The sequence below is a fragment of the Micromonospora sp. NPDC048040 genome (assembly GCF_055587185.1).
In genome coordinates, this window is sequence record NZ_JBVJGT010000081.1 from 1 (window position 1) to 23800 (window position 23800).

Here is a 23800-nt window from a genome sequence, read left to right on the forward strand (position 1 = left end):
GGGCCCTCAGCATGCCGCAGAACAGCGGCAATCACGCGGATCGCGCTTATCGAGAAGTGACTATGAAACCGTACTCAAATGAAAGACCGAGGCTAACGGGTCCGCCCTCCCGCTCGCCGCCCCGCCATCGACGAAGACGCGCACGCTCATCGGCACGTCCGGACGGCAACCAGGTCAGCTCGGCGTGACGCTGCATAGCGCCCGCTCCGCGGCATGTGCGAATGGTGGCGTGGGCGCCGTGAGACGATCTAGGCGTGACAGAGTCCCTGCTCGACGCGTTGGTCGAGGAGCAGCTTGAATCGGTCGTCTTCGTCAGGGACTACCTGCAGCTCGACTTTGGTGACGCACGATTTACCGCCTACGTCTGGCCAGCTGTGACCGCCGGCAACACCGTCCTCGAGTTCGGTGAGCCAGGCCATCGGGATGCGCTACGTGCGTTCATCTCGCAGGAAGTCACCGCCGTATCGGAGTCACCAGAATGTGGTCTGGTGATCCGCTTCGCCTCGGGTGAGATTGTTACCAATCCCAAGCCAGCGGACCTAGATGGACCGGAGATCGCGCAGTTTGAGGTGTATGACCCCATATGCCCGCTGATCGGGGTTTGGCGGCCCGGCGAGGACACCTTCGCTGGCCTCGATTGGTCGTAACTACGACGCGCTGTCCTCCACAAGCGGATGCCTAAACGGTCACCAGCCGTGACTCTGCGGAGCGCGGATCGCGGCAGATGAGGATGCTGACCGCCACGGTTTTCCCGACGAGAAATCCTGGCAGAGCGGAGCGGCCAACCGGCAGAATACGCATGCCCCGATGATGAGTTGTTGAGGAGAAGCCCATAACGGCTGCGTTGACCAGGCGTGCGCGAAGTTTCGTCCACGGCGACGGACACCGCCTCTACAGCGAGATGAGCAGCGACATCCGCGACCACTGGCTCAACCACGGCATTCCGGCCGCCGTTGTGGATCGGATGGCAGCGTTCGAAGCCATGTGGGGCGGCCTGTTGCTACCTCCAGCGCCACACTATGAAGGTGGCCCGAAGATGTTCCGTAGCGACTTGCCCGAGATGGACTCTACGGGTGACTGGTGGTTCGACGCGGGTGACCAGCGGTTCTCCATGCCTTACGGATTCTTCATCGGTCCTCGTGGGGAGTTCGGCATCGAGGACAGTCGCCGCAGGGCAGTGCTGCACGAGTCCGTCGCTGGCTGGGTCGAGTCCCTGGCGTTGGTGTACCAGGCTGGTCATTGGGCCTCCGAGATCACCAAGGTGCGGGGCGCAGCTGTTGACCGACTGGATCTGTCAAACCTGGAACCGTTCCCGGAAGTCGCTGGCGTGTCGGACACCTGGTGGCGGGGCGGGGAAAAGGTCATTGCGGTATACCGGGGTGAAGCTCATCTCTTCAATGACCCCGAACTGCAGGTCGCGACGGTGTACGACGGCATTGTCGAAGCCCCGATCTACCTCGACTACTGACCTCACATCGGCAAGACCGGATGCCAGCGCCCGGCATCGACGTCACCTTCGGTGACGAGCGCTTCGCGGCAGATCCGGGCGTCGGGCGTTCCCCTCGAACGGGCATGGCCGGCGCAGCGTTGTGCGGTCAGAGCAGCGCGATTTGGCCCGGCAGCGGCTCATCGTCGAGGCGACCGTCGAGCTGCCACAGCCGAAGCAGGTCCTCCTCATGATGGCGGGTGAGCCATCGGCCTGGCTGCTGTGCAGGATGGATGGAACCGAATCTGTGGGGGTGCGGGTACCGCATCTTAGAACGGCATCGCAGCCTGCGCGCCGACAGCAGTAGATGGCCTTCGGCGTCGTCCGGCAGGTCTGTGGTGCTGACAGCGATCAGGATCAGTTCGTCGGTGAGGAACACAGCTAGGTCCACGTATCGCCAGCCTCGTGGCGTGTCCGGCAGGTCCTCGAGGTGTCGCTCCGCGATCACGTTGTCGGTGGTTACGTTGCGGACGGACACAAAGCCGTCGAATGCCGTGGTCAGATAGCGGTCGCCCGCTGGGCTGAAACCGGCGAGGTCGTCACCGGCCAGCGGTCGCAGCACGATGTGTCCGGCGTTAAGACCGATGAGCATGGAGGGTGACGGCTCGGGATGGGGCAGCGTCAAGCCGGTCCAGGTGTCCGCGGGACGGTGCACGAACCAGGCAGCCTCGGGGCCGGGCAGCGGCGTGCGGTGGAGCTCCTTGCCGGTCGCGGCGTGGATGGCGACAAGCTCCTTGGTGCCGACCAGACGGACCCAGAGGATGTCGTCGCCGTCCAGGTCGAAGTCGGCGCCGACGGCGGCACTGCCGCCGAGTCGATCCCAGCTGCTACGCCAATGAACTGCGCCGTTGTGGTCAAGAACAACAATCTGGTGCTTATCGCCCGCTGCGACGAGCTGGCTAGTGGCACCGACGTTCACCCGCGGGTCGTCGAGAGGCACCGCAAATCGCGCCACGCGACGCAGGTCGTGGTCGAACAGGTTCACGGTGAAGCTGGCGGACTCGGTAACCGCCCACCCAAGGCCAGTTGCCTACGTAACATGCCGAATGCCGGGCAGCCACACCTGGTTGATCAAGCGGGGTTGCATCGCAGCAGCATAGAGCCATTTCGACGAGGCTGGCGGGGGTCGCCTGCGCGGATCGCGGCAGATCCGTGCACGCCAGTTGGTCACGTACGAGCTCTCATGGCAACTGGCCGAGGCGCTCTATCTCCAGCGGCTCGGCGTCGTTGAGGTACAAAACCTGCCCGGACTCTTCTTCGTCTTCTCCATCTGGATGCCACTCCCCGAAGACCGAGACGACGTTCAGCGCTCCGGTAGGACGGGGAAGCCAGCCCATATCCTTCGGCGGATCGAAATGAGCGGCCCACGTGACGACGACCTCGGTAGGCGGGATCAAGACCTCGCAGAAGTCACCCTCTTGCAGCTCAAGGGGCGGCGGGTCAAGCCGCCAAAGCAGCTCGAAGTCACGATGCTCGGGGTCGCGGGCGAATGCACGCGTCCCATCCCAGCAAGACGCCGACTCGGGATCCGGCCGCCCCCATGGCCAGCGCACGTAGACATAGAACCGGTCAGCCCTCACCACCTCGACGCGGTGCGGTTCGCAGGAAACCAATAGATGATCGCCCGGCCGGAACTCGACGGCATCCACAGCGTGCGGCTCCTCAGCTCCCGGTGAATCCGCGAGATCGTATCCCGCGCCTGCGGCTCGCGGGCCGGCGAGCCGACACACTCACATCGGCACGTCCGGATGCATACACCCGTGAGCCGGTTACCTTGCGTGACGAGCGCTTCGCGGCAGATTCGTGCACCTGACCTTGGTGACGGCTGCCAGCCGCGTCACCTCGTGCGGCTGGCTCAGCGTGACAGATCCCGCTGAGCATGATGCCGTGGGCGCGCCTTCCGAGAATCGACGCATGCCGTGGTTGTCGTGGCGTTTAGGACATTGATGCACGAAACGGATCTGTCGGATCGATCCCGGCGTCGTCGAATCGTTGTTCCAAGGCCTCGGTGTCGTGCTGCTGACGAAACGCCTTCTCGGCCGCGGTGATCGGCAACAGCCACAACAGCCGGGCATGTCCGTCCGGCAATGCGCAGAGCTCCAGGTCCGGGCCGTGTAGGTAGGGCAGGCTGACAAGCAGATGATCGCACGTCGAACCAGGTAGCCAGGGGCCACCGATCGGCATCGTGTGCCAGTGGTCGAGGCGGTGGGCCGCGTGGTAGTAGGCGACCATGGCAATCAAATCAACCACGGGGGCTTGCCGCTGTTTGGACGTCATCACGAACTCGATTCCGTGGCCGTCGCTGTTGACGGCCGACCAGCAGCCAACGGTGACATACGCCCAGGAGTCGCTGCGAGGCCCAGGACCGATCACCATGATCCGGAAGTTGGGCACCGCTCTGCGCCGGCCGGCCCCGAGGTCATAGTTGACGATCTCCACGTCATGCCCATTGAAGAAGCGCCGCACGTGCGCCTCGGTTGCCTCCGCAGCCGCTAGCCGCCGTCGCCGCTTCGGTGTCACAGCAGCCGTCTCCTTGCCTTGCGTCGAGGCCGCAATGCGCTCTTTGCACAGGCCCATGGCGATCTCCGAGCATCATGCCGGGACCGAGCGAGCACTCGTCCGTGGGGTGCCGGGACCCATGCAATCGCCGCAGCCACAGGGGGCCGCTGTCGCCGAACGCGCGGCGTCCGCTCATCGGCATGAGCGTGGACTCAGGTGGTCGGCACCGGCCGCCCTCCCGTTACACGCCGTGACTCGCCTCGTTTAGATCGGACCACGGTTGGTCCAGTTCCGGCCGTTCTGGTGGGGCCAGGTTGTCCGTCATTGCCGCAGCTGAGGCTGCGACCAGCACCGCGCGGTCGTGACCCAACGCCCGGTTCGCTGACCGGCAGAGTGGTCAGGTTGTGCGTCTGCTGGCCTGTTCGACCGCGACAGCGGAGGACTGGTGCTGTATGCGGCCGCGGGTGGTGCCGGCAGGGCGTTCGGCAGCACGGTCGCCCTTACCCCACACGGGCTGTTGCTGTTCCGCATCAGCCGGATGACCTGCGGTTGTGAGGCTGTGTCAGGTCGTGTGAGGTGCTGTCAGCCCGCCGAGCGCTCCCTGTGGCACCGCCGGCCCATACCGTCGAACGGCCGCCACCCGGGCGGCCCGGGCGCGAGCGATGAGGCAGGAGGGCAGACCATGAGATCCCGTGTAGCGGCGGTCGCCGCAGGGCTCGCCAACGCGGCGTTCCTCGCCGCCGTGCCGGTCACGCTGATCTACCTGGCTGGCCCGCCAGCCCTGGACCCGCCGTCGGCCGACGCTGTCCGAGCCTTCGTCCGGCAACCCCTGACCAGCGGTTTCATCCTGGTCCTCGCACACGCGGGCGGATGGGTGGTCTGGACGCTACTCGCCGCGGCCGTCGTAGTGCGTGGCTACCGCCGGCTCGCTGGTGCGCTGCGGTGGCGACCGGCGCTGCGCCTGCCCGGGCCGCTGCAGCACCTGGCGGCGGTCATGCTCGGCGCCACCGCCGTCAGCGCCGCCACCGGCGCGATGCCCGCACACGCCGCTGCCGGTCCGACCTCGCCCGCTGACGACACCACCGGTCCGGCTACGGGCGCCGCCGGTCACGCCGCACCGACCATGCCGAGGACGGCTGCCCCGGCCCCCGCCACCTACACGGTCGCCCGTGGGGACACTCTGTCGGGGATCGCCCAGCGCTGTCTCGGCGACGAAGACCGTTGGCGGGAGATCTTCGTCCTCAACCGGGGCACGCACTTCCCGGACGTCGGCGGCACCATGCGCGATCCGGACGTCATCTACCCCGGCTGGACCCTCGACCTGCCCGACGACGCCACCCCACCAGCCGACACGCAACCCCACGTCCCGCCTGCTCCACCGGCGGGGCCCGACCCGCAGGAGACCGTGCCGCCAGCTGCCTCGTCGCCGGATGCGCCGCCCCCGACCGAGTCCGGACAGCCGTCTGCGGCGGCGCCATCGGCGAGTCCGTCGCCCCACTCCGCCGCCCCGTCCGAAATGGATGACGGCGTGGTGGAAGCCGCCCCGCCACTGACGACCCCGGCCGTGCCGCCGTCGGCGTCCCCGTCCTCACCGCCGGCCAGCCCAGACACCCCCGTCGACGAGCACCAGACTCCGACGCCGCGACCCGAGCCCCCGCCCGGGGTGTCGCTCGGCACCGGCAGCTGGCTCGACATGGGGCTCGTCGCCGCCGTCCTCGCCGCGGTCGCCCTCGTCTGGGCACACCGCCGTCGCCGCTACACCCCCACGCCACCCACACCTGATCTGCGCCTGGACGACCCGACCGTTGAGCCGATGCCGCCGGTGATCACCGGCATCCGGCGCGGCCTGCGCCGGGCCAACCCGGCCCCAAACGGGAAGGCCGCCGCCGACACTGCGCTCGACGACCTCATCACGGACACGGACGAGGACGAGCCGGAAACCAGCAACGTGACGGCGTCGAGAGCACCAGACCCGGTCGTGCCGGCGCTGGTCAACCCGATGATCGAGGTGTGGCCGCCAGCCGGACTCGGGTTAACCGGGCCTGGTGCCGCAGCGGCGGCCCGAGGCTTCCTGGTGTCCGCGCTGGCTGCCGGCGGGCTAGAGGAGCCGCACGGACGCGGCCACGTGGTCATCTCCTCAGGCACCCTGGCCACCCTGCTGGGAGCTGCCGCAGCCACCGTCGCCGACACCACCCGGCTGACCATCACCGGCGGTCTCACCGACGCCCTCACCCTGTTGGAAGAACAGACGCTGCACCGCACCCGCGTGTGCGCCGACCACGACGTCGACACCGTCACCGGCCTGCGCGACGCGGACCCCATGGCCGAACCCCTGCCGCCGATGCTGCTCATCACCGACACCACCGCCACGCATGAGCGCGCCCGCATCGCCGCGCTGCTCACCCAAGGACAGCGCCACGACATCCACGGCGTCCTCCTCGGCGCCTGGCCGGACGGAGACACCGTCGTCGTCGCCGAGGACGGCGCCACCAGCCCGGCCAACGGCGACGACCACCGGCACGCCCGCCACCCCGCCGACATCGACCGCCTCACCGTCATCGACCCCGCCGAAGCGGCGGACCTGATCCGGGTCCTCGCCGAATCGCACACCGGTGAGCCGCAGCCACCGGCACCCGCCGAGCATTCCCCGCTTCCAGGCGCCGATGACCACTGCGGCAACGACCCGTCGGACACGAACGGCGCGCCCCACAACGACGAAAAGGTGACGCCTGCGCTCGGTCCGATCGCACCCGACCGCGAATCTCAGCCAGCACCCGCCATTGACGGACTGCCCGACACCGGACCCGACGACGCACAAGCCGTAGCCGCAACCAGCGAGAAGCACGACCGCGACGAACCCGACGAGGACGAAGCCACCGAATCGCGAGACTCCGGCAGCCCCGACGGCGAGACCGGACGGGTCGAGGTGCAGGTGCTCGGAGACGCCCGCATCATCGACGTCGACACGACCCAGCCGTTGCGGGGCAAGTCCCTGGAGCTACTGGTCTACCTCGCCGTCCGCGGCGGCACCGCCAGCCAGGAAGCGATCCTGGACGACCTTCTACCTGAGGCGACGACCAGCAAGGCACCGCACCGACTCCACACCTACGTCTACAACCTGCGCCGCGTCCTCAAGCACACCGGAGGCCCCGTCACCTACCTGTCCCACCCCGACCGGCGGTACATCCTGCACCGCGACACCGTCGAGGTGGACCTGTGGCGGATGAGCGACGCCCTCGACCAGGCCAACCGCGCCACCACCCCGGCCGAGCGTGTCACCGCGCTGCGGCGAGCCGTCGACGCCTACCAGGGCCCCCTCGCAGGCGGGAAGGGCTACGAGTGGATCGAACCGTACCGGGAGGCCGTGCAGCGCCAAGCCGTCGACGCCGCCCTCGCTCTGGCCGAGGCGCTCGACGACCAACCCGGCGAGGCGCTCGCCGTGCTCACCACGGCGATCAGCCACAACCCGTACGCCGAGCCGCTGTACCAAGCCGCGATGCGCGCCCACGCGGCGCTCGGCGACGCCACCGCGATCCGCGACCTGCAACGCCAGCTCGCCCGCACCCTCGACGAGATCGACACCGACGTCAGCGACGACACCACCGCCCTGGCACGTGCGCTGGTGAACCGGATGCGGCGCGGCCAGCGCGTCGGCGAGCAGGGTACGGCCCCCTCATGACCGAGACGTACGCGGACCTGAGCCCGGCCAATGCAGCCACCTGGCACCCGCCAACCTCGGCCAGAACAGAACCAGCCGGTGCCGCCCCCAGCCGAACCACACCACCCATCGAAGAGCAGAACGACACGCAACTGGAGCAGGCCGTCCGCCGCGCCGCGCAGATGCGGACGACCTTCTACGTCGTCGTGCTCCTCGTGGCACTCACCGGGCAAGTCACCGGCGCGACGCAGAAGCTCGACATCCCCCTGCTCATCGCGATCCCCGCAGTCGGCGCCCTCGAACTGGGCGGCGTCGTCGTCATGGCCAACGCGGACGTGCGGCGCCGACTGGGCGAGCGCGCGACCGCCTCCCGGATCCTGTCAGCCGCCATCGCGGCCGGCGCGGTCGCCTTCAACTGGCTAGCCCACGACAACCACCTGCTCGGCGGCTTCTACGCCGGCATGTCCTGCCTGGGATACCTCGTCTGGTTGATGCACGTCGAGAACGTGCGACGGGACCGGCTGCGGGCCATGGGGGCACTTGCGGCGGCCACGCCAGCGTACGAGGTGACCGGCCACTGGCTGCGCCATCCGCTGATCACCCGCCGTGCCCGCTCCATGGCCAAAGCCAACCCCGGGCTCGGCCTCTACGGGTCACTCGACGCGGCACGCGCGGCACTGCGCCGTGAACGGCGTGACGCCGCGATCGCGAAGGTCCTACGACGCAAGATCCAAGCAGCGGTCGATCCGACCACCGCCACGATCGCCGTTCACGTCTACGACCTCAACGAGATCGCCGCTCGCTTGGCCGCCACCGCCGACTACGACGGCCTCACCAACCTCATCGCCGGCGACCTCACCCCAGTCCGCATCGCAACCGGAGCTGACCGACGAAAGCAGCGACGCGTCGGCCGATGGCGTACGCTGGCTGGGCGGCCTGGTTCCGGGACCGAGCACCTCCCGCCCCACGACGACCCACCGTGTGGCACGCCCGCCGAGCCAGAGCGAAGCACGGCCGCCGAAAAACCCACCCCCGAGCCCCAGCGGAACCCTCAAGCCCCCGACCTCGATCAACCCACGCCGCCCGTCGAGCCGGCTGACGACCACGCCAGTGATGAACCAAGCCCAGATCAGCCACCTGGGTCCGACGAGGGGCCGGATGGGGCGGCACCAACCAATTCCGAGACGCCGGAAGCCCTCCCGCAGGGCAGCACGGACGGCGACGCCGACAAGGCACCAGCGCCAGGCGATCCCGACAAGGCGCCAGAGGTGCCGGGCGAGACAGCCGCTGCCGTCGCCTACTGGCTCGGTGTCGACCCGCACATGGGATACGGCGAGATCGCGAAGCGGATCGGCCGGACGGAGCGAACCGTGCGTCGCAACCTTCCACCTGGCTTCCGTCGGCCCTGCGTTCGCGGTCGGACTTAAGTAGCCGCAAACATGGCACGCCGTCCGTCTGGGCATCGTGACTGTCAGTGGACATCCATGGCGCCAGTCCACTCACCAACGGTCATCCCAGCCGCGAATGCGCGACGACCCCCGAGGCGCTCGCCGTTACTGACCGTCACTCCAGTGAGCCGAGAAACGCCGAATACACGACGGTTGGATTACACGACTCCGCCAGTCGGCGAGGCCTTGATCGTTTATCTGAAGTCAGCTCGTGCTGTCGGTGGGGGGTAGATCGTCCAGCCATCCACGGACCGCAGTCGCGCTGTCGGTGTCACCAGTGCTGGTGAACGCGTTCACCGCTCGCTGCCAACTGGCACGTGCCTCGTCGAACCGGTGCACCTCAGCCAGGGTGAGGCCGAGGTTGTTCCACGCCTGGCCTTCGCCGTGCAGGTTGCCGGTCTGTTGGAAGATGTCGCGGGCCTTGGTGTGGGCGGTGATGGCTTCGTCGAACCGGCGCATCTCGGCCAGGGCGAGGCCGAGTTTGTTCCACGCCGTGCCTTCGCCGTGCAGGTTGCCGGTCTGCTGGAAGATGTCGCGGGCCTTGGTGTGGGCGGTGATGGCCTCGTCGAACCGGCGCATCTCGGCCAGGGCGAGGCCGAGGTTGCTCCACGCCGCGCCTTCACCGTGCATGATTCCGGCAGCTTGAACGAGCACCACTCGGGCAGGTTCTTCCGGCACCAGTTCGGTCAAGGCCTGTGGTGATTGCAGGTCGTCGATGGACATGATCGGCATTTGGTTCCGGCGCCAGCTTCTACCTCTGCGCCAAGATCGGCAGGAGGTTTCGGCGCCAGCCTGCCGGGCCTTCGAGGCTGGCAAGCTGCTCAATCTACCAGTGCCGATTACTTGACGGGTCTGTTGCGCCACTCTTCGTCGGAAGGAAGTTTCACGATGAAGTCCGCCGCGATACGGGAGGTTCGATGGACATGCGAAGGAAGGCAGCAGCGGTGTTCGCCGGGGCCCTGCTTGTCTCGGCCATGGCCGTACCTGGTGTTGCCAACGCCGGGCCGTCCGGGGCCGGGAAGTCCGACGGGGGCGCCGCAGCGCTCGCGCCGCGCATCAAGCTGGCGGCGAAGCAGCAGGCGTCGCAGTGGGTGTGCACAGCGGAGGGGCTCACTGCGATCACTCGTTCGCCGGCGGGACAGGTGACTACGGTGTTCACGGCGGTCGCGCCAGCAGCGGGGAGGGCGGAGGACACGGGAACGTGTCAAGGGATTGAGGCCAGCGGGAGTTAAGCGGCCTGTCGTTCCGGTTCGGGTTTGTTGATCCAGACCTGGTTGGGCAGGTCGAGGATCTTGGGTAGTAGCCGGGTGGCGCCGAACCGTTCCGGGTGCGCCCTCCGGGCTGCGGCGAGGGTGTCCTCGCGGTTGGCGCGGACGGTGTGGTGACGGCCATGGTGGACGTCGGCGGGGGTGTGCATGCCGATCCCGGAGTGCCGGTGGGCGTGGTTGTACCAGGTCACGAAGTCGGTCATGAACGCCCGCGCCTGGGCGAGGGACGCGAACTGGTCCGGGAAGACCGGCGCGTACTTCAACGTCTTGAACCAGGCCTCGCTGTACGGGTTGTCGTTAGAGGTCTTCGGCCGGGAGTGCGAGCGGGTCACGTCGAGGTCTTCGAGCAGGTCAGCGACCGATTTCGAGGTCATCGAGGTGCCGCGGTCGGCATGCACGACGTGCGGGACGCCGTGGGCGCTGAACACCTCGCGCATCATCGACTCGGCGAGCGGACCGGACTCGCGGGCGTGCACGCGGACGCCGACGATATACCGGGAGTAGATGTCGATCATCACGTAGGCGTCGTAGTAGACGCCTTTCACCGGTCCGGCGAGTTTCGTGATGTCCCAGGTGTAGACCTGCCCCGGCCGGTCGGCGATCAGTTCGGGACGCTGCCTGGTGGGGTGCCGGGCCTGCCGGCGACGCTCGCGGACCTGCTTGTGTTCGCGCAGGAGCCGATACATGGTGGCGATCGAGCCCACGTAGACGCCCTGGTCCAGCAACGCCGCGTAGATCTGCGCCGGGGCGGCGTCGACGAACTCCGGGCTGTTCAACAGCCGCAGCACCTGCCCGCGTTCGCTCGGGGTGAGCGCGTTCGCCGGCGTCCGCCGGGCCGGCCGCGACGGTGTCAGCCGGCACCGGTCCCGGTCCGCGCTGGACCGAGCGATCCCGGTCATCGCCGCCGCCTGCCGGGTCGTGGTGCCGGTGCTGGTCAACTCCCGGTAGGCGGCCATCAGCGCTTGCCGAGCCCGAACACGTCCGGACCGTCCGGCTCGCTCCTGGAGATGTCCTCCAAGAGCTCTCGCGCTTTTCCCATGATCGTCAACGCCGTCTCGGTCCGCGCCAGCTTCGCCTGCGCCTGCGCCAGTTCCCGCCGCAACCGGGCGATCTCCGCCTGCTCCGCCGACGGCCGCCCGACCGTCTCACCAGCCGGTTTGCCCTGCAACAGGCCCGCGTCCCGGGCCCGGCGCCACTCCGACATCAACGACGAGTACAAACCCTCCCGCCGCAGAAACGCCCCGCCCTCACCAGCCGCGACGGCCTGCTCGTAGCCGGCCAGCAGCTCCAGCTTCTGCCCCGGGGTGAACGACCGGCGGGCACGCGGCCCGCCCGAACGCGGGCCCTTCTTACGACTCATGACCCCATCCTGAGCCACGATCATCTCAACAGTAGTAGTCAACGCTTCTCGATCCTAAACTCGCCCTGTCCGGCGGACTTGCTATGAACCGCTGGCCTCAACCCACCCTGACAGACAGGGCACGGGCGCTGGGGTTCTCGCCGATGACTACGACACGTGGTGCGAGACGGGGAGTATCTGCCGCCGGACCATCAACAGCTATGCGGCGGAGACGAAGGGCAATGCCGCCTACGGCAACACCAGTGGGGTGATCGGTTCCTACGACGTGGTGCTGCGGACCAATCTCAACGGTCGGCAGGCGCAGTGGAGGGTGACGCTGATCTGGGACAGCGGGCCCACGCTGGACTTCAATGACACCTACGTCAACTGCTACGAAGAGCGCAACAACCTGCCGGACGCCAACTGCGGTGACCACTACGTCGGCGGCCCGGTGATCGGCCCGTCCGGCTGGCGGTGGGACAGCGGCACCGTCTACGGCAACCGCCTGGTCAACTCCAACGAGTACTACACGGATGTCAACACGCTGTTCACCCCAAGCGGGTATCCCACCTACATCGCCGCACCGCTGCGGTCGCAGCAGTTCAACTGCTACGGGACCAGCAACTGCGTGTTCCCCTAGCAGCAGGCCCTCGCGTGGGGACAATGGGCTGGGGCCTACCGCGTCCGGCGGGCTCCAGCCCATCGCGGCGGGAGGCGACCATGAGTGGCTACGGGGAGACGAGCGCTGACGGCTGGGACGACGTCGAGCTGTCGCCGGAGGGGCCGATCGGGCCAGCGGGTGAGTATCTCGAACTGCCCGAGAGCGGCTGGTGCACTGGTCGGCTGGACCGCAGGGCTGGTCAGGCTCGTCCGCTGCCCCGACCCGCCTGACCGCCACGCGACCGTCGTGACGACGAGCGGGCCGGCCGGGGACGACCGCCATGCTCGACCGCGGACCGCGGCCGAGCAGACCGAGCTCGACGCCGACATCAACGCCTACCTGCGGGACGCCGGCATCCCGGCCCGCCCGTCCGGTTACCGCTGGTTTCTGCGCCTGCCGGCCACGGCGAGGACCGGTTCTGGAGCGACGTGCACGAATCACTCAACCGCGAGCACGCGGCCACCACGCATCCCGCCGACATCGCCCGCCAGGTCCGCAAGATCCTGCACGAGATCTACGGGGACACCGACCGCTAAGGCCGAGAACTGGGGCCAACCTCGGGTCCGACACGCGGGAGCGCCCGCTACGCCGGTCTTGCTCGACTTGTTGATATCGGCCGGTTTACGTTGATCCCGGTCATACCGGGAGGCCGGGTTGTTCACGCGTGTCGAGTTGTTTGAGCGTATTCGTGCTGATCGGCGGGTGGATCCGTCGGTGTCGCAGCGAGAGTTGGCGCGCCGTCACCACGTGTCGCGCCGCACCGTGCGAGCGGCGTTGTCCTCGGCGATGCCTCCACCGCGCAAACCTCCCGTCCGGGGTCGACCCCTCGCGCTGGCGCCGGTGATCACATTCAAGGGCTACCGCATCGAAACCGGTGCCGACTCCTACCGCCTGCAATCCACCCTCGAACGCAACCGCAGCTAACGCGACAACGCCCAAGCGAACGGCGGCGTCGGGACGAACCGTCCCGACGCCGCCGCCTGTAACTCACGGAGGCGGGCCCTCCAGACCCCGCATCGGGAGCAGCGCCTGAAAGAACCCGGTGTGCACTAATCCTAACCAACCCCGCGGCATCACCACCGAAACGACTCACGACCACCGGGCGCTCTGGTGCTCGCACCCGCACTGGTGGCCGGCCTCACCGCCACCCTCGTCCTAGCAGGAGTTGCCATCGCGGACCGCATCCGGGCCCGCGGCGCCCCACCCGAGCAACCAGCCCCCTCCATGTAGCTGTAGGCGCGAGACCACTCGAACAACTGGACTCATCAGGAGCCAGATCCTCCTGCTGATGGGCGCGATCGCCTGCGAGGCATTCGCGCTATAGCTGCTGCGGGAGAAAGCCTGCAGACGCCGGGTATGACGCACACCCCGACGTCTCGCGCCGGCCCCGCTTGTGATGTCTGATTGTTGTCATTGACAGCCGGTCATGCATTTCAGAAACTTTTTGCACGCTGCGGGCCGCCCATGGTTCCTCGTGCGTCGTGGCAGCTTTCGCATCCCTTGGGGAGGCTTCGGCCGAGCCTCGAACCAGTTCCGGCACGTTCGCGCCGAGAACGGCGTGGACCGATCGCTCGCAAGGCCCCCGCCTTGCTGGAGGAATGAATGGGCCTGTTCAACAGGAAAGAGAAGCAGAACCAGAAGATCCCGCCCCCGACGCCCCCGACGACGGGCCCGGATGATCTGGATGTCGCCCGCCGGGTGGTCCAGGGCTTTCTCGAGGTGGTCGGCAACGACGCGAGGATGCGCCACGCGGCACTGGCGGTCTCGCGCGCCGGCGGCGGTCCAGAGGATCTGGAGGCAGCGATGAGGAACAGCTACCAAACCGGCCAGACGGGCCTCGACCGCCCGTGGCACTGGCTCGGCGCCGTATGCCGAGAAGCACGAACAGCAGGAGACCCGGCCCTCATCGCCGCCGTAGCCCTCTTCGTCAATATCTGGGACACCCAACTACGCGACAAGATCGGCCTGGCCGACACGACCGACATGATGTTGGCGGCCCCGCCGACCGAAGTCACCAAGGAGGTCTACTCGATCGCGGTCCTGGCCCTGCCCGACCCCGTCGCGAACCAGCAGGTGGTCAGCAATGCCAGTGGCTCCGTGAGGATCGGCGATGTTCGGATGAAATGCGCAATCGATGTCCTGGGTGCCAGCTACGCGATCTCTCCGGAGGTGAGAGCAGGGGCACAACGGATTCTGGATCACTGACGACGCAACCGCCCCAGCACGATCGACGAAGGATCCTCGATGGAACACCTGCTGAATCTGGCACGTCAACAACTCGAGCAGGCGAAAAACGCCCTCACCAAGATCGGCTTGAAGTACGTCGAACTCGATCCATTCGTCATGGGGGTCGGCGTCGGAGTCCCCTTCGGGCCGGCAAACTACGTCGTCATCTCGGTTTCCGGCGGTGGTAACGAGTCCACGTTGAACGTGACCTCAGGGGTCCTCCAGGATCTTCCTCAAGACCCCCTCAAGATCCTAACCATCTGCAACGAACTCACTCGCGACAATCCCACTTTTCCGCACTTTCTCCATGACGCGCAGGCGGGCTGGGCCGTACTGGTGCAGCACCGTACGCTCGCCACAGTCCTGTACGACGTACCAGGAATGATGCAGGCGATCGTCGAGAACCTGCCCGTCATCGCCCGGGAGAGCCGCGAGAAACTGACCGTAGCCGGGGTGACGGGGCGCCCCTACGACTGGAACGCCACTGACGCGAATCACCTACTTGTCCGCTCCCTGATGTAGGCGACTCGGACTACGTAGGTGGCGACAAGAAGATCAGGGCAAGGAGCCGGTCTCGCAACCCTCGATCCGCTCGTGAGCGGCTCGTAAGGATCCATCTACGATAGGAATAGCTATGGGATGCGCATGTGTCAAGGCAGGCAGGCCGCAGTGTGCTTGGTGCAAGGAAGCAGAGAAAATGGGGAGGCCGAAGTCTCGTCACAACTGCCAGTGGGGCAACTGCTCCTGATCTCCGCGTCGGTCTGAGCGCCCGCCCTGGGTCAGTGAGCCGGGCAGCGCGGGCGAGATCCAGGCCAGCCGGCCGGCGGCGTCGGCGATGACTTGGGCGTTGACGCCGTGACAGCGGTGCTTGCCCGCGTAGTGGCATCGATCTTGCTCGCCGGAGAGCCGGTCGGTGCGGATCAGCGTGCCGTCGAGGATCGCGTACGCCAGGCGCCCTCCCAGTCGGTGGTTCCCAAACAAGATGCCGACCTTCACCCCCGGCCGCCTGGCACCCAAAGAAGCTATGGCATTCCCCTCGGCCGGGTCCTGGCCGGCGCGAACCGACACGACTCACCACTGCTGGCCCCCACCCTCGACCACCTCGACGACCTCGGTCCACTACCCGCGACCATCACGATCCACCTCGACGCCGGCTACGACTCCGCCACCACGCGGGTGCTGCTGGCCGAACGTGGCCTCATCGGCGAGATCGCCCACAAGGGCGACAAGGCACCCATCCAGGCGAGCCGCCGGTGGCACGTCGAGCGGACCAACAGCTGGCACAACGCGTTCAACCGGCTGCAACGCTGCTACGAACGAACCGAGAAGGTCATCGACGCGTACTTCGACCTCGCCGACGCCATCATCACCGTCCGCAGCCTCACCCGACGCGCCTGGACCCTCTACCGGTGGGACAGCCGCCCCACCCGCCGCCGCTGACCATCAACCATTCCGCGCGACCTCTAACGATCTCGTGCGCAATAGGACGGTTGGTGGTGTCCGTGCGGCGTAGGTGATGATCTCCGGGTGTCGATCCGGTGGGCGCGTCGCGTGTTCAGTCATCCCGCGTTCACCGGGATCTCCCGCCGTCATTTGCATCTGCTACGAACCGAGCTGCGTGTGGTGTGGCTGGCCGGGCGAGAGGGCAGGCTGTATGCCCGTCGGGGTGGCCACCGGCGGCGGGCGGCTGGAGCCGGGCGGCGTTTGACGCTGCGGTTCATTGATCGGCTTGTCGTTACCCTCGCTCATCTGCGTCTGGGGGTGCCGCACGAGGCCCTGGCGGTGGCGTTCGGGGTGGATCGGTCGACCGTGACTCGGGCGATCGGGCAGGTGCGGCCCTTGTTGGCCCGTCGCGGGTTCGCCCGCCCGAGTGGGATCCGGCTGCGCACCCTGGCGGATGTGTTCGCCTACGCCGCCGTGGAGGGTGTGACACTGCGGCTGGACGCCACTGAGATCCGGGTCCGCCGGCCACGCGTCGGCCGGCCTGGCCGTAAGGCGTTCGTGTCGGGCAAGGCGAAGCAGAACACGATCAAGGCCACCGTGGTGGCCGACGAGTACGGGGCGACCTTGTGGTGCGGTGGACACCGGCCAGGGCGGATGCACGACACCACCGCCGCCCGCGTCGAGGGCATCGACGCCCTGCTGAACGCCTACCCGCAGGTGACGGTGCTGGTCGACGCCGGCTATCAAGGTCTGGCCAAGGACCACCCCGAGCAGGTCACCGCTCCGCCGCTGAAACTACGCCCCGGCGCACCAACCGCACGTCAGCACGTGTGGGAAGCAGAGCGTAAACACCAGTCCTCACAACGCATCCCGGTCGAGCACGCCATCGCGGAGCTGAAGTGGTGGCGGCAGCTTCAACGCTTCACCGGCCGCCGTGAGCTGTTGCCCGAGACCATCGACGCGGTCGCCGGCCTGGTATCCGACCGCATGATCACCTGGTAACCGATCCACATCACAGCAGCCACGAACCCCTGGCAATTGCGCACAAGGTCGTAAGGCGTGTTTCACAAGTCGGTCAGAGCCACTCGGTGACGATGGTGATGTTCAGGACGGCTTGGAAGCGGACTGCCAGCTTGTCGTAGCGGGTGGCGACACCACGGTGGCGCTTGAGCCGGTTGATGCTGTTCTCGACGGCGTGGCGTAGCCGGTAGTGGTCCTTGTCGAAGGCGGGTGGGCGGCCGCCTTTGGAGCCTTTGGCCTTGCGACCGGCCGTCATCGAACTACGGCAGTTAATGACCGAAAAGATGCACGCCGGTGGTACTACGGGGTGCACCAGCGAGCGGCAACCAGGCGCAGCGCATCGCTGCCGCCGGCTGGCGCAGGTTGACGCCCCGCCGTGGAGATCGGCCTGCACCTCGACCGCCTTTGTGCTGCTCAGACACCGCAGATGTATGCGGTTGGGGGCGCGTCGGCCGCGCCGAGGCAGTGGACGTCGGGCACCAACCTGCTCCCCCACCCAGGACTCCCGGCCTCTGTGGGGCAACGGCCTCTGGTGTGGCACGGTCAACGGTGGACCGTCGTTCCGCGGGCCTCCAAGCGGGTCAGGACATCGGGGTCGTCGAGGTGTGCCAGCGAGACGTCGAGGGTGTGTAGCGCAGGCAGCGACTCCAGCGCCGCCGCTCCCGTGCATTTCCCGGTCAGTACCAGTTCCGACAGGGCCGGGTGGCCGGTCAGCGGGGTCAGCTCCAACGGCCCTCGACGGTAGCCGTGGCCGTCCAGGTCCAGGGACCGCAGGCTGGACAGTGCGTGAATGCCCTCCAGCGACGTCACGTTGTAGTCGTCGGACTCGCCGCCGGTGTCGATGTCCAGGGTCTGCTCGATCAGCATGTAGATGTCGCTGCCGCCGTCGAACTGCAAGTGGGTGATCGCTGCAGCCTCGGCCGACGGCACCGCGACGGCATGTAACAGCTCTAGTGACGCCTCCAGGCGCGGGCCTGGACCTGGGTAGCCGTCCTCCGGGCCATCGGGGCCGGTCGACTCGATGAGCGCCTTGAGGTCGTCGGCAGCGATCGCGTCATCCAGCAGGGCGTCCAGGACGCCCAGGTGCAGGCCGAGGTCGGCGAAGATGAGGGTCATGATCCCGACCGTATCTTGTTACCGGCTTGGCTTAGGACGCGGAGCGGGTCGTCGTTCGAGTCAGGCGGGGCTGGTGACGGTTCGGAGCGGCCGGTGCGGTGGAAGCGGACCAGCCGTCGGGTCAGGACGACGTCCATGGCCCACTGCGCCATCGCGGCGGTGCACCCGATGACGTTGTCACCGTGGTGTCGCCACCCGCTACGACAAACTCGCCGTCCGCTTCCAAGCTATGAAACACGCCTTAGTGCTCATTGCCGTTAATTCGTCGGGGGTCACGCGGCGCTGGGTAGGGGCGTGTGGGTGGCGAGGCGTTTGAGGAGTGCGTCGAGATCTTTCTTGGTGTATCGCCAGTTGAACGGTCGTGCGCCGAGGTTGTAGTGGTCGTGGAACGCCTCGAGCCGGTTCTCGACGTCGGCCAGGTCGTAGAAGTCGTTGGGGGTGACGACCTTGCGCTGCACGATGGAGAAGTAGATCTCCACTTGGTTCAGCCAGCTGGCGTGCAGCGGGGTGTGCACCACGGTCGCGGTGGGCCACGTCGCGGTCATGCGGTCGATGGACGCCTGCCCGCGGTGGGAGGAGCCGTTGTCGACGATCCAGAACACCCGCCGTGCTGAGGCGTAGGGTTCGCGGGTCATGACCTGCTCGACCAGCCGCGCGAACGGGGCCAGGCCGGTGGTCGGCTCGCAGCGGCCGTAGACCTTGCCGTGGTGCACGTCGAGTGCGGCCAGGTAGGCCAGGGCTCCGCCACGGTCGTATTCGTGCTCCACCCGCATCAGCCTCGACCGCCCCGGGGGCAGGGTCGGGTGGCAGCGGCAGCGGGCCTGGATGGAGGTCTTCTCGTCCGCGCTGATCACGAACTCGTCGGCGCCGAGCGCCTGGCCCTGCCATGTCCGCGCGTAGAGGTCGAGCACCCGGTGGGCCTTGGCGGCGAAGTCAGGGTCCCGCGGGAAGATCCACGACCGGTGCTGCCAGGGCTTGATCACGTCAGCGGCCAGCCAACGTGCCACCGTGGAGCCGGAGATGTCGGCGGCGATCCCCGCGGTGACCGCCTCGCCGGCCAGCTCGGCCGCGCTCCAGCGTGACAGCGGCACCCCGTGGTCGGCCGGCAGTTCGCAGGCCAGGGCCTTGACCTGCGCCTGCTGCACCGGGGTGAACACCGGCGGGCGGCCGGGCCGGTCCGCGTCGGCCAGCCCTTCCAGCCGGCGTTGCCAGAACCGCCGCCGCCACTTGCGCACCGTGTCCACGTGCACGCCGTGGCGGGCGGCGATCGCCGTGTTCGTGGCGCCGTCCGCGGCGGCGAGCACGATCCGTGCCCGCAGCACCAGCCGATACGCGCTGGTAGACCGACGCGTCAACGCCTGCAGCGCGCCACGTTCATCAGCATCGAGGGCGATCACGTAGGGGCTTGTCGGGGGCATCGGCATGTTCTGCCACCCCACACGCCGCAGCGCCCGCACCGACACGCCGCCGGGTGCGGCACTATGGCAGTCGTGGCCAAGCCTCCGCCCGAGTCGACCAAGACCTCGCTACGCCAACGCCTGGGCGCTCACGCCCGCACCCACTGGCCTGCCCTGACCACGGTGTCGGTGCGCTACCGCGGCGTGTTCGCCTACGTCGACGGACGACTCGCCGACGGCACCACCCTGCCCCTGTTCCGGCTGCGCTACAGCGGCTACGCCAACCAGTGGGGCTTCGCGATCTACCTGGCCAGCAAGGACGGATACGAAGACTCGTTCCTGCCCAGCGGCCACACCGCCGGCACCGCAGAAGAAGCACTCGACTGCGCCTGCGGCCTCTACCTCAACGACCCCACCGCCTGGACCCAACCCCCGACGAATTAACGCCGAGCAGCACTTAGTCGACAATCCGCGCCACCTGACCGTCGCGCAGGCCCGGCTGCGGACGCTGGGCCGGGCGCTGTCGCGCAAGCAGGGTCCAGACCGGCGTATCGGACGACGGCCGTCGAAACGGTGGGAACGCACCGCTGCCCGGCTCGGCCGCGCCCACGCCCGCGTCGCGAATCTGCGCCGAGACGGCATCCACAAGCTCACCACCCGACTCGCCCGCGAGCACGGCACAATCGTGGTCGAAGACCTCAACGTGGCCGGCATGCTCGCCAACCGCAGGCTGGCCCGGCACATCACCGACGTCGGATTCGCCGAGATCCGCCGGCAGTTCACCTACAAGACCCAGTGGAACGGCGAACGACTGATCATCGCCGACCGTTGGTACCCATCCAGCAAGACATGCTCGGGTTGCGGCGCGGCGAAAGCCAAGCTCGCCCTGTCCGAGCGCGAGTACCACTGCGAGGCGTGTGGCCTGGTCATGAACCGCGACCGCAACGCCTCGCTGAACCTGGCCGCCCTCGCGGCCGAGTTCGACCCCGCCGGGAGTGGCCCGGTGGCAGCACGTGGAGCCGACCGTAAGACCCGCGTACGCGGGCAGGTGGCCGTGAAGCGTGAACCCGGCACGGCATCCGCCGGTCAGACCGGGACCGTCCCACCGCAAGGCAGGACTGCTGATCGCGTGCTCACTAGAGCGCACTGAAAGGTAACGGTATAGGTGATGTCGGTGCGCTCGGATGCGACGTCTACCACCTTGCGCTGCACCGTTCCGCTCGGCAGCCCGATGGTCAGGTGCTGCAGGCAGTCGTCGAGAGGGTCGACCCAGCCGGTGATCCACCAGCCGGTGCGCCCGTTGCTGGTGCTGGTCGGCGAAGCCGCAGCAGATCGCCGCAGGATTGCGGCGCTGGTGTGCGTGCACGTGGGAGCGGCTGTGCGCGCGGTCGGGCGCCGGCTGCTGCGCCGCGGCAGGGTTCCGTCGTTCCTCGGCGCGGCTTGCCGTTGCCGCTGCCAAGTGCGGCCGTCGGCTGACAGCGACGAGGGCTTAGGGCGGGGCTGCGGTGGTGGAGTCATGGTCCGCCCGCCAGCATTTCCGATCGGCATGGTCCGCAGTTGCCGGCGGGGGAGCCCCGGTGCCGAGGGCAGTGCGCGGCGGTGGGGTTGGTGGGTGGCGTGGCGCCGGGCTGCGCGCGCGGGCGCGTTTGGTTATGGACGGTTAAGGACGGTTTATGCGACGTGTACGTCGCCCCGTCCGGTCGTGTACGTCGCCTCGTTCGGACGTGTGCGTCACCCCGGTCCGGCACCGGGGCGTCGTGTGCGTCGCCCCGGTTATCCACAGGTTCGGGTGCCTCGGTAGGGCGCCCGGACTGAGGCTCGGCGAGCGGGTCGACGGCGTCGGGTAGCGGCCTTCGACGTTCCATGGCGAGGTTCCACACGATCGGTCGGCGGTCGGCGGGAAGAAACGCGGTGTGGCGCTGGTCGCCTCGCCGGATCAGGCCGCGCCGCGCCAACTCGTCAAGGTCGCGTTGTACCGAGCGGACGGACTTGCGGGCGTAGTGGGCGAGACGGTCTTGCGTGGGGTACGCGGCGCGGCCGTTGGCGTGTGCGTGATTGGCGAGGCCGATCAGCACGGCGAGGCACTGCGGCGGGACGTCGGGGGCATGGTTCAGCGCCCAGGTGACCGCTTCGATGCTCATTCCGGCACCCGCGCCTGCGCATCGCACATGACCGGACGGCCGTGCCCGCGATCGGCAGCATCTGAGCCGCCGCGGACGGTCGGGAACACCTTGACGTCGGCGGACTCGGCGACGCCAACGACAAGTCCGACGCTGTCGAGTCGGAGGGTGATGTCAGGGGCGATCACGGCGTAGCCGCGGACAGCCCGGGTGTCGGTGTGAGGGGATTGTGGGTGGGTTAGCTGTCGTAGGGCACGGGGCCGATGAGGCACAGGTTCTCCATGAAGTGGGGTGGGGCGGTCGTGACGCTGGGTTGGCCTGCCGACGAACAGGCGGGGGAGCCCATGCCGCGATGCCTGGTCGATGCGTCGATCGGGCATGCGATGTGAGGGCGTGCACAGGTGCTCTGCGGCCTGGCTCGCAAGGAGGGCTGATCAGGGAAAGCGCGAGCGGGTAACAACGGTTTCCGCTCCCTGCGGGCAGGGGCAGCGTGCGAAACGACGACGTTTCGCCGAGCAGCAGGGCAGCCGTGTCAGAGGCATAACCGGCGAGTGCCGGCCTGGTGCGGGAACGTGGTTCCTCCTTGGGAGGATTGCAGTCGGGTCCCGCCGCGGTGCGGACAAGAGCGGTGGCAGGCATCCCCGAATGGGACCTGGCCTGTCACGCGGCGCGCGGCGCTGTCATGAACCGCTGCAATGGGGCCACCGGCCGCGCGGGCCGGAACCAGCCGGCAAAGCCCGTGGCCGGGCCGCCAGATGCGACGGTGACCTGCGCGCGATCTCGGGCGCAGACACCGGGCCGGGTCGCGGCACGATAGGCACGCTGGGCATCACGCGCCGGTGCACACGGGTACGCCTCGCCGGTGCACCGCAGGTTGGCGCAGCGGCTCGGCTGGCCGGGGTGACGAAGGTGGGCGGCGGCGACATCGGCGGCGAGCAGCCACAACGGGACGTCGATAACGGTGTGGGGCACAGCGCGGCGGTGCGGCGATGTCATCAGCATTGCCCTTTCGACGGTGGTGTCTGACGCCGGTGGCCACCACCCCGGCCAACGGTGTGGGGATGCCGCTGCCGGGTCCGCCGGGACGGTGACCGGATGCAGTGACGCTCGACTTTTCACAAAGATCAAGTCGTCGCCCGATAGCAGCCGAGGTGTCAGCCGTTCCTGGCCTCGCTTCGGGCCCCGATCGTCCCGCCGAATAGGGAGCGATCCAGGCACCGAGCGGCCGCCCTGGCGATAGCCTGCCTGGGTCATGGGCGGGCAGCCCCCAGCGCGGCAGTGCAGGCAGGGGCCGCAGGCGTCATCGCCGGCCTGGTCGCCGGACTGCTCGGCGGCCTCATCCCGGCCATCCGCGCCGCCCGCATTCCGATCGCCAGCTACCGCCCCGGGCCTACCGCCCCGGGCCTACCGCCCCGGGCCTACCGCCCCGGGCCTACCGCCCCGGGGCGGAAAGTCAGCCGGCCCGAACCCCACGCCCCGCCCCGCGCGTCCAGCCGCTTTCCATTGCGTGGCCACCGCGTGCCGAAGCAGCCCGGCGAATATGGTGCACATCGGCGACGACTGGGATTGCGACGTCATCGGTGCCCGAACTGCCGGGGTGGTCCCCAGTCTTCGGCGTGGGTGAGGCCGAGGGCTGACAGCGCGTCGGCCACCGCCGTCCGGTGTTCGGCCTCTACGTCGGCGGCCAGCGTCGGCGCACTGTCGGTGATGGTGACTGGGTATGCCGTGAGTGGGGCGGTGCCGGAGTGGGCGACGGTCAGCTCACCTTCGCCTCGCCCCGTGGTGAGGTCGAGGTGGGTCAGGTGCAGGGCGTAGGACCTGACCGGTGGCGTAGCCGTCGAACGGCGAGCGGACGGCGATCGTGTTGTCGAGGCACCACCATGGTGCCGGCGGTCGCCCCTGCCAGTGGTGGTCGGCGAACAGTTCGTGCCGCACCGACCGGTACTGCCAGGTCAGCACGACCGCGCGCCGCACGCGGGCGTCCATACAATTCCGCTCTATCAGATCAAGGCGGCCCGCAAAGCGGGCCGCGGCGGGCCGGCCCCCGCCCCCCCCCTAGCTCCCGCCGGCGTCGGGCGGATCTCGCCGGCACCTCCGCCGCCAACCAAAAACCTCAAAA

At 68.2% G+C, this 23800-nt stretch carries 24 protein-coding genes and 3 pseudogenes; 14 read left to right on the forward strand and 13 right to left on the reverse strand.

Annotated features, from left to right (window positions below; all coding sequences use genetic code 11):
- Window positions 1–254: 254 nt before the first annotated feature.
- Both ACZ6O2_RS34260 and ACZ6O2_RS34265 read left to right on the forward strand, forming a co-directional pair.
- On the forward strand, window positions 255–647 hold the full coding sequence (locus ACZ6O2_RS34260) for a hypothetical protein (RefSeq protein ID WP_466025895.1): 393 nt from the start codon (window positions 255–257) through the stop codon (window positions 645–647).
- 254 nt (window positions 648–901) lie between these two features.
- A complete protein-coding gene (locus ACZ6O2_RS34265; protein ID WP_466025896.1) occupies window positions 902–1468 on the forward strand; it encodes a hypothetical protein in 567 nt (188 codons plus the stop codon).
- A 127-nt stretch (window positions 1469–1595) separates the two neighbouring features.
- Here ACZ6O2_RS34265 and ACZ6O2_RS34270 read toward each other — a convergent pair whose 3' ends face one another.
- The 3 genes from ACZ6O2_RS34270 to ACZ6O2_RS34280 form a co-directional block, all read right to left on the reverse strand.
- A complete protein-coding gene (locus ACZ6O2_RS34270) occupies window positions 1596–2471 on the reverse strand; it encodes a hypothetical protein (protein WP_466025897.1) in 876 nt (291 codons plus the stop codon).
- Window positions 2472–2667: 196 nt separating this feature from the next.
- The gene (locus ACZ6O2_RS34275; RefSeq protein WP_466025898.1) at window positions 2668–3135 is read right to left on the reverse strand and encodes a hypothetical protein; all 468 of its coding nucleotides are present in this window, start codon (window positions 3133–3135) and stop codon (window positions 2668–2670) included.
- A gap of 286 nt (window positions 3136–3421) precedes the next feature.
- Window positions 3422–4063 (reverse strand): suppressor of fused domain protein, encoded by a 642-nt coding sequence (locus ACZ6O2_RS34280; protein WP_466025899.1) that lies wholly within the window; start codon window positions 4061–4063, stop codon window positions 3422–3424.
- Window positions 4064–4667: 604 nt separating this feature from the next.
- Between ACZ6O2_RS34280 and ACZ6O2_RS34285 the strand changes: the two genes are divergently transcribed.
- Together ACZ6O2_RS34285 and ACZ6O2_RS34290 are read left to right on the forward strand one after the other, a co-directional pair.
- Window positions 4668–7664: a BTAD domain-containing putative transcriptional regulator gene (locus tag ACZ6O2_RS34285; RefSeq protein ID WP_466025900.1), complete on the forward strand. Its 2997-nt coding sequence runs from the start codon at window positions 4668–4670 to the stop codon at window positions 7662–7664.
- Window positions 7661–9070 carry a hypothetical protein gene (locus ACZ6O2_RS34290; protein ID WP_466025901.1) on the forward strand — a complete coding sequence of 470 codons (1410 nt, stop codon included), beginning with the start codon at window positions 7661–7663 and terminating at the stop codon, window positions 9068–9070. Before ACZ6O2_RS34285 ends, ACZ6O2_RS34290 begins: the two co-directional genes overlap by 4 nt.
- Window positions 9071–9295: 225 nt before the next feature.
- Here the strand turns inward: ACZ6O2_RS34290 and ACZ6O2_RS34295 are convergent, their stop codons facing one another.
- Both ACZ6O2_RS34295 and ACZ6O2_RS34300 read right to left on the reverse strand, forming a co-directional pair.
- Entirely contained in the window at window positions 9296–9814 is a 519-nt protein-coding gene (locus tag ACZ6O2_RS34295) for a tetratricopeptide repeat protein (protein WP_466025902.1), read from the reverse strand.
- A 505-nt stretch (window positions 9815–10319) separates the two neighbouring features.
- A protein-coding gene (locus ACZ6O2_RS34300; RefSeq protein WP_466025903.1) for an IS3 family transposase occupies window positions 10320–11743 on the reverse strand; the annotation gives its coding sequence in 2 pieces (ribosomal slippage) (window positions 10320–11386 and window positions 11386–11743; 1425 coding nt in all).
- A gap of 223 nt (window positions 11744–11966) precedes the next feature.
- On the opposite strand from ACZ6O2_RS34300, the gene ACZ6O2_RS34305 reads away from it, so the two are divergent.
- The 6 genes from ACZ6O2_RS34305 to ACZ6O2_RS34330 all read left to right on the forward strand — a co-directional run bounded on the left by ACZ6O2_RS34305 (window position 11967) and on the right by ACZ6O2_RS34330 (window position 15107).
- Window positions 11967–12338, forward strand: a complete 372-nt coding sequence (locus tag ACZ6O2_RS34305) for a hypothetical protein (protein ID WP_466025904.1) — start codon at window positions 11967–11969, stop codon at window positions 12336–12338.
- 80 nt (window positions 12339–12418) lie between these two features.
- Window positions 12419–12589, forward strand: coding sequence for a hypothetical protein (locus tag ACZ6O2_RS34310; RefSeq protein WP_466025918.1), 171 nt, complete (start codon window positions 12419–12421; stop codon window positions 12587–12589).
- Window positions 12555–12989: a DUF5956 family protein gene (locus ACZ6O2_RS34315; RefSeq protein WP_466025916.1), complete on the forward strand. Its 435-nt coding sequence runs from the start codon at window positions 12555–12557 to the stop codon at window positions 12987–12989. The genes ACZ6O2_RS34310 and ACZ6O2_RS34315 overlap by 35 nt, the downstream gene beginning before the upstream one ends.
- A 24-nt stretch (window positions 12990–13013) precedes the next feature.
- Window positions 13014–13283 (forward strand): hypothetical protein, encoded by a 270-nt coding sequence (locus ACZ6O2_RS34320; RefSeq protein WP_466025905.1) that lies wholly within the window; start codon window positions 13014–13016, stop codon window positions 13281–13283.
- A 678-nt stretch (window positions 13284–13961) separates the two neighbouring features.
- Complete coding sequence (locus ACZ6O2_RS34325) at window positions 13962–14564, forward strand: hypothetical protein (RefSeq protein WP_466025906.1); 603 nt, start codon at window positions 13962–13964, stop codon at window positions 14562–14564.
- A 39-nt stretch (window positions 14565–14603) separates the two neighbouring features.
- Entirely contained in the window at window positions 14604–15107 is a 504-nt protein-coding gene (locus ACZ6O2_RS34330; protein ID WP_466025907.1) for a hypothetical protein, read from the forward strand.
- A gap of 258 nt (window positions 15108–15365) precedes the next feature.
- Here the strand turns inward: ACZ6O2_RS34330 and ACZ6O2_RS34335 are convergent.
- Window positions 15366–15539, reverse strand: a pseudogene (locus tag ACZ6O2_RS34335) (transposase family protein); the annotation flags it as partial.
- A 54-nt stretch (window positions 15540–15593) separates the two neighbouring features.
- Here ACZ6O2_RS34335 and ACZ6O2_RS34340 point away from each other — a divergent pair.
- Together ACZ6O2_RS34340 and ACZ6O2_RS34345 are read left to right on the forward strand one after the other, a co-directional pair.
- A pseudogene (locus ACZ6O2_RS34340) lies at window positions 15594–16025 on the forward strand (transposase); the annotation flags it as partial.
- Between the two features lie 87 nt (window positions 16026–16112).
- Window positions 16113–17030 carry a transposase gene (locus ACZ6O2_RS34345; RefSeq protein WP_466025908.1) on the forward strand — a complete coding sequence of 306 codons (918 nt, stop codon included), beginning with the start codon at window positions 16113–16115 and terminating at the stop codon, window positions 17028–17030.
- A gap of 73 nt (window positions 17031–17103) precedes the next feature.
- Here ACZ6O2_RS34345 and ACZ6O2_RS34350 read toward each other — a convergent pair.
- The 3 genes and pseudogenes from ACZ6O2_RS34350 to ACZ6O2_RS34360 form a co-directional block, all read right to left on the reverse strand.
- Window positions 17104–17292: pseudogene (locus ACZ6O2_RS34350) on the reverse strand (IS5 family transposase); the annotation flags it as partial.
- A 299-nt stretch (window positions 17293–17591) separates the two neighbouring features.
- Window positions 17592–18164 carry a DUF6892 domain-containing protein gene (locus ACZ6O2_RS34355; protein WP_466025909.1) on the reverse strand — a complete coding sequence of 191 codons (573 nt, stop codon included), beginning with the start codon at window positions 18162–18164 and terminating at the stop codon, window positions 17592–17594.
- A gap of 272 nt (window positions 18165–18436) precedes the next feature.
- Window positions 18437–19588, reverse strand: a complete 1152-nt coding sequence (locus ACZ6O2_RS34360) for an IS630 family transposase (RefSeq protein WP_466025910.1) — start codon at window positions 19586–19588, stop codon at window positions 18437–18439.
- A gap of 66 nt (window positions 19589–19654) precedes the next feature.
- Here ACZ6O2_RS34360 and ACZ6O2_RS34365 point away from each other — a divergent pair, with 66 nt between their 5' ends.
- Both ACZ6O2_RS34365 and ACZ6O2_RS34370 read left to right on the forward strand, forming a co-directional pair.
- Complete coding sequence (locus ACZ6O2_RS34365) at window positions 19655–20005, forward strand: hypothetical protein (RefSeq protein WP_466025911.1); 351 nt, start codon at window positions 19655–19657, stop codon at window positions 20003–20005.
- Between the two features lie 64 nt (window positions 20006–20069).
- Window positions 20070–20711: an RNA-guided endonuclease TnpB family protein gene (locus ACZ6O2_RS34370; RefSeq protein ID WP_466025917.1), complete on the forward strand. Its 642-nt coding sequence runs from the start codon at window positions 20070–20072 to the stop codon at window positions 20709–20711.
- A gap of 364 nt (window positions 20712–21075) precedes the next feature.
- On the opposite strand, the gene ACZ6O2_RS34375 is transcribed toward ACZ6O2_RS34370, so the two are convergent.
- The 4 genes from ACZ6O2_RS34375 to ACZ6O2_RS34390 form a co-directional block, all read right to left on the reverse strand.
- Window positions 21076–21702, reverse strand: a complete 627-nt coding sequence (locus ACZ6O2_RS34375; RefSeq protein WP_466025912.1) for a helix-turn-helix domain-containing protein — start codon at window positions 21700–21702, stop codon at window positions 21076–21078.
- Window positions 21699–21869 carry a hypothetical protein gene (locus ACZ6O2_RS34380; protein WP_466025913.1) on the reverse strand — a complete coding sequence of 57 codons (171 nt, stop codon included), beginning with the start codon at window positions 21867–21869 and terminating at the stop codon, window positions 21699–21701. Before ACZ6O2_RS34380 ends, ACZ6O2_RS34375 begins: the two co-directional genes overlap by 4 nt.
- Before the next feature lie 472 nt (window positions 21870–22341).
- On the reverse strand, window positions 22342–22683 hold the full coding sequence (locus ACZ6O2_RS34385; RefSeq protein WP_466025914.1) for a hypothetical protein: 342 nt from the start codon (window positions 22681–22683) through the stop codon (window positions 22342–22344).
- A gap of 759 nt (window positions 22684–23442) precedes the next feature.
- On the reverse strand, window positions 23443–23667 hold the full coding sequence (locus tag ACZ6O2_RS34390; RefSeq protein ID WP_466025915.1) for a hypothetical protein: 225 nt from the start codon (window positions 23665–23667) through the stop codon (window positions 23443–23445).
- Window positions 23668–23800 lie beyond the last annotated feature (133 nt).

Excerpts from the sequence above, each read along its gene's own strand:
- ACZ6O2_RS34310 (WP_466025918.1), top strand. The coding sequence starts at position 12,419 with ATGAGTGGCTACGGGGAGACGAGCGCTGACGGCTGGGACGACGTCGAG.
- ACZ6O2_RS34330 (WP_466025907.1), top strand. The coding sequence starts at position 14,604 with ATGGAACACCTGCTGAATCTGGCACGTCAACAACTCGAGCAGGCGAAA.
- ACZ6O2_RS34265 (WP_466025896.1), top strand. The coding sequence starts at position 902 with ATGAGCAGCGACATCCGCGACCACTGGCTCAACCACGGCATTCCGGCC.
- ACZ6O2_RS34385 (WP_466025914.1), bottom strand. The coding sequence starts at position 22,683 with ATGCTGATGACATCGCCGCACCGCCGCGCTGTGCCCCACACCGTTATC.
- ACZ6O2_RS34390 (WP_466025915.1), bottom strand. The coding sequence starts at position 23,667 with ATGGACGCCCGCGTGCGGCGCGCGGTCGTGCTGACCTGGCAGTACCGG.
- ACZ6O2_RS34295 (WP_466025902.1), bottom strand. The coding sequence starts at position 9,814 with ATGTCCATCGACGACCTGCAATCACCACAGGCCTTGACCGAACTGGTG.
- ACZ6O2_RS34285 (WP_466025900.1), top strand. The coding sequence starts at position 4,668 with ATGAGATCCCGTGTAGCGGCGGTCGCCGCAGGGCTCGCCAACGCGGCG.
- ACZ6O2_RS34325 (WP_466025906.1), top strand. The coding sequence starts at position 13,962 with ATGGGCCTGTTCAACAGGAAAGAGAAGCAGAACCAGAAGATCCCGCCC.
- ACZ6O2_RS34355 (WP_466025909.1), bottom strand. The coding sequence starts at position 18,164 with ATGACCCTCATCTTCGCCGACCTCGGCCTGCACCTGGGCGTCCTGGAC.
- ACZ6O2_RS34280 (WP_466025899.1), bottom strand. The coding sequence starts at position 4,063 with ATGGGCCTGTGCAAAGAGCGCATTGCGGCCTCGACGCAAGGCAAGGAG.
- ACZ6O2_RS34360 (WP_466025910.1), bottom strand. The coding sequence starts at position 19,588 with ATGCCGATGCCCCCGACAAGCCCCTACGTGATCGCCCTCGATGCTGAT.
- ACZ6O2_RS34290 (WP_466025901.1), top strand. The coding sequence starts at position 7,661 with ATGACCGAGACGTACGCGGACCTGAGCCCGGCCAATGCAGCCACCTGG.
- ACZ6O2_RS34375 (WP_466025912.1), bottom strand. The coding sequence starts at position 21,702 with ATGAGCATCGAAGCGGTCACCTGGGCGCTGAACCATGCCCCCGACGTC.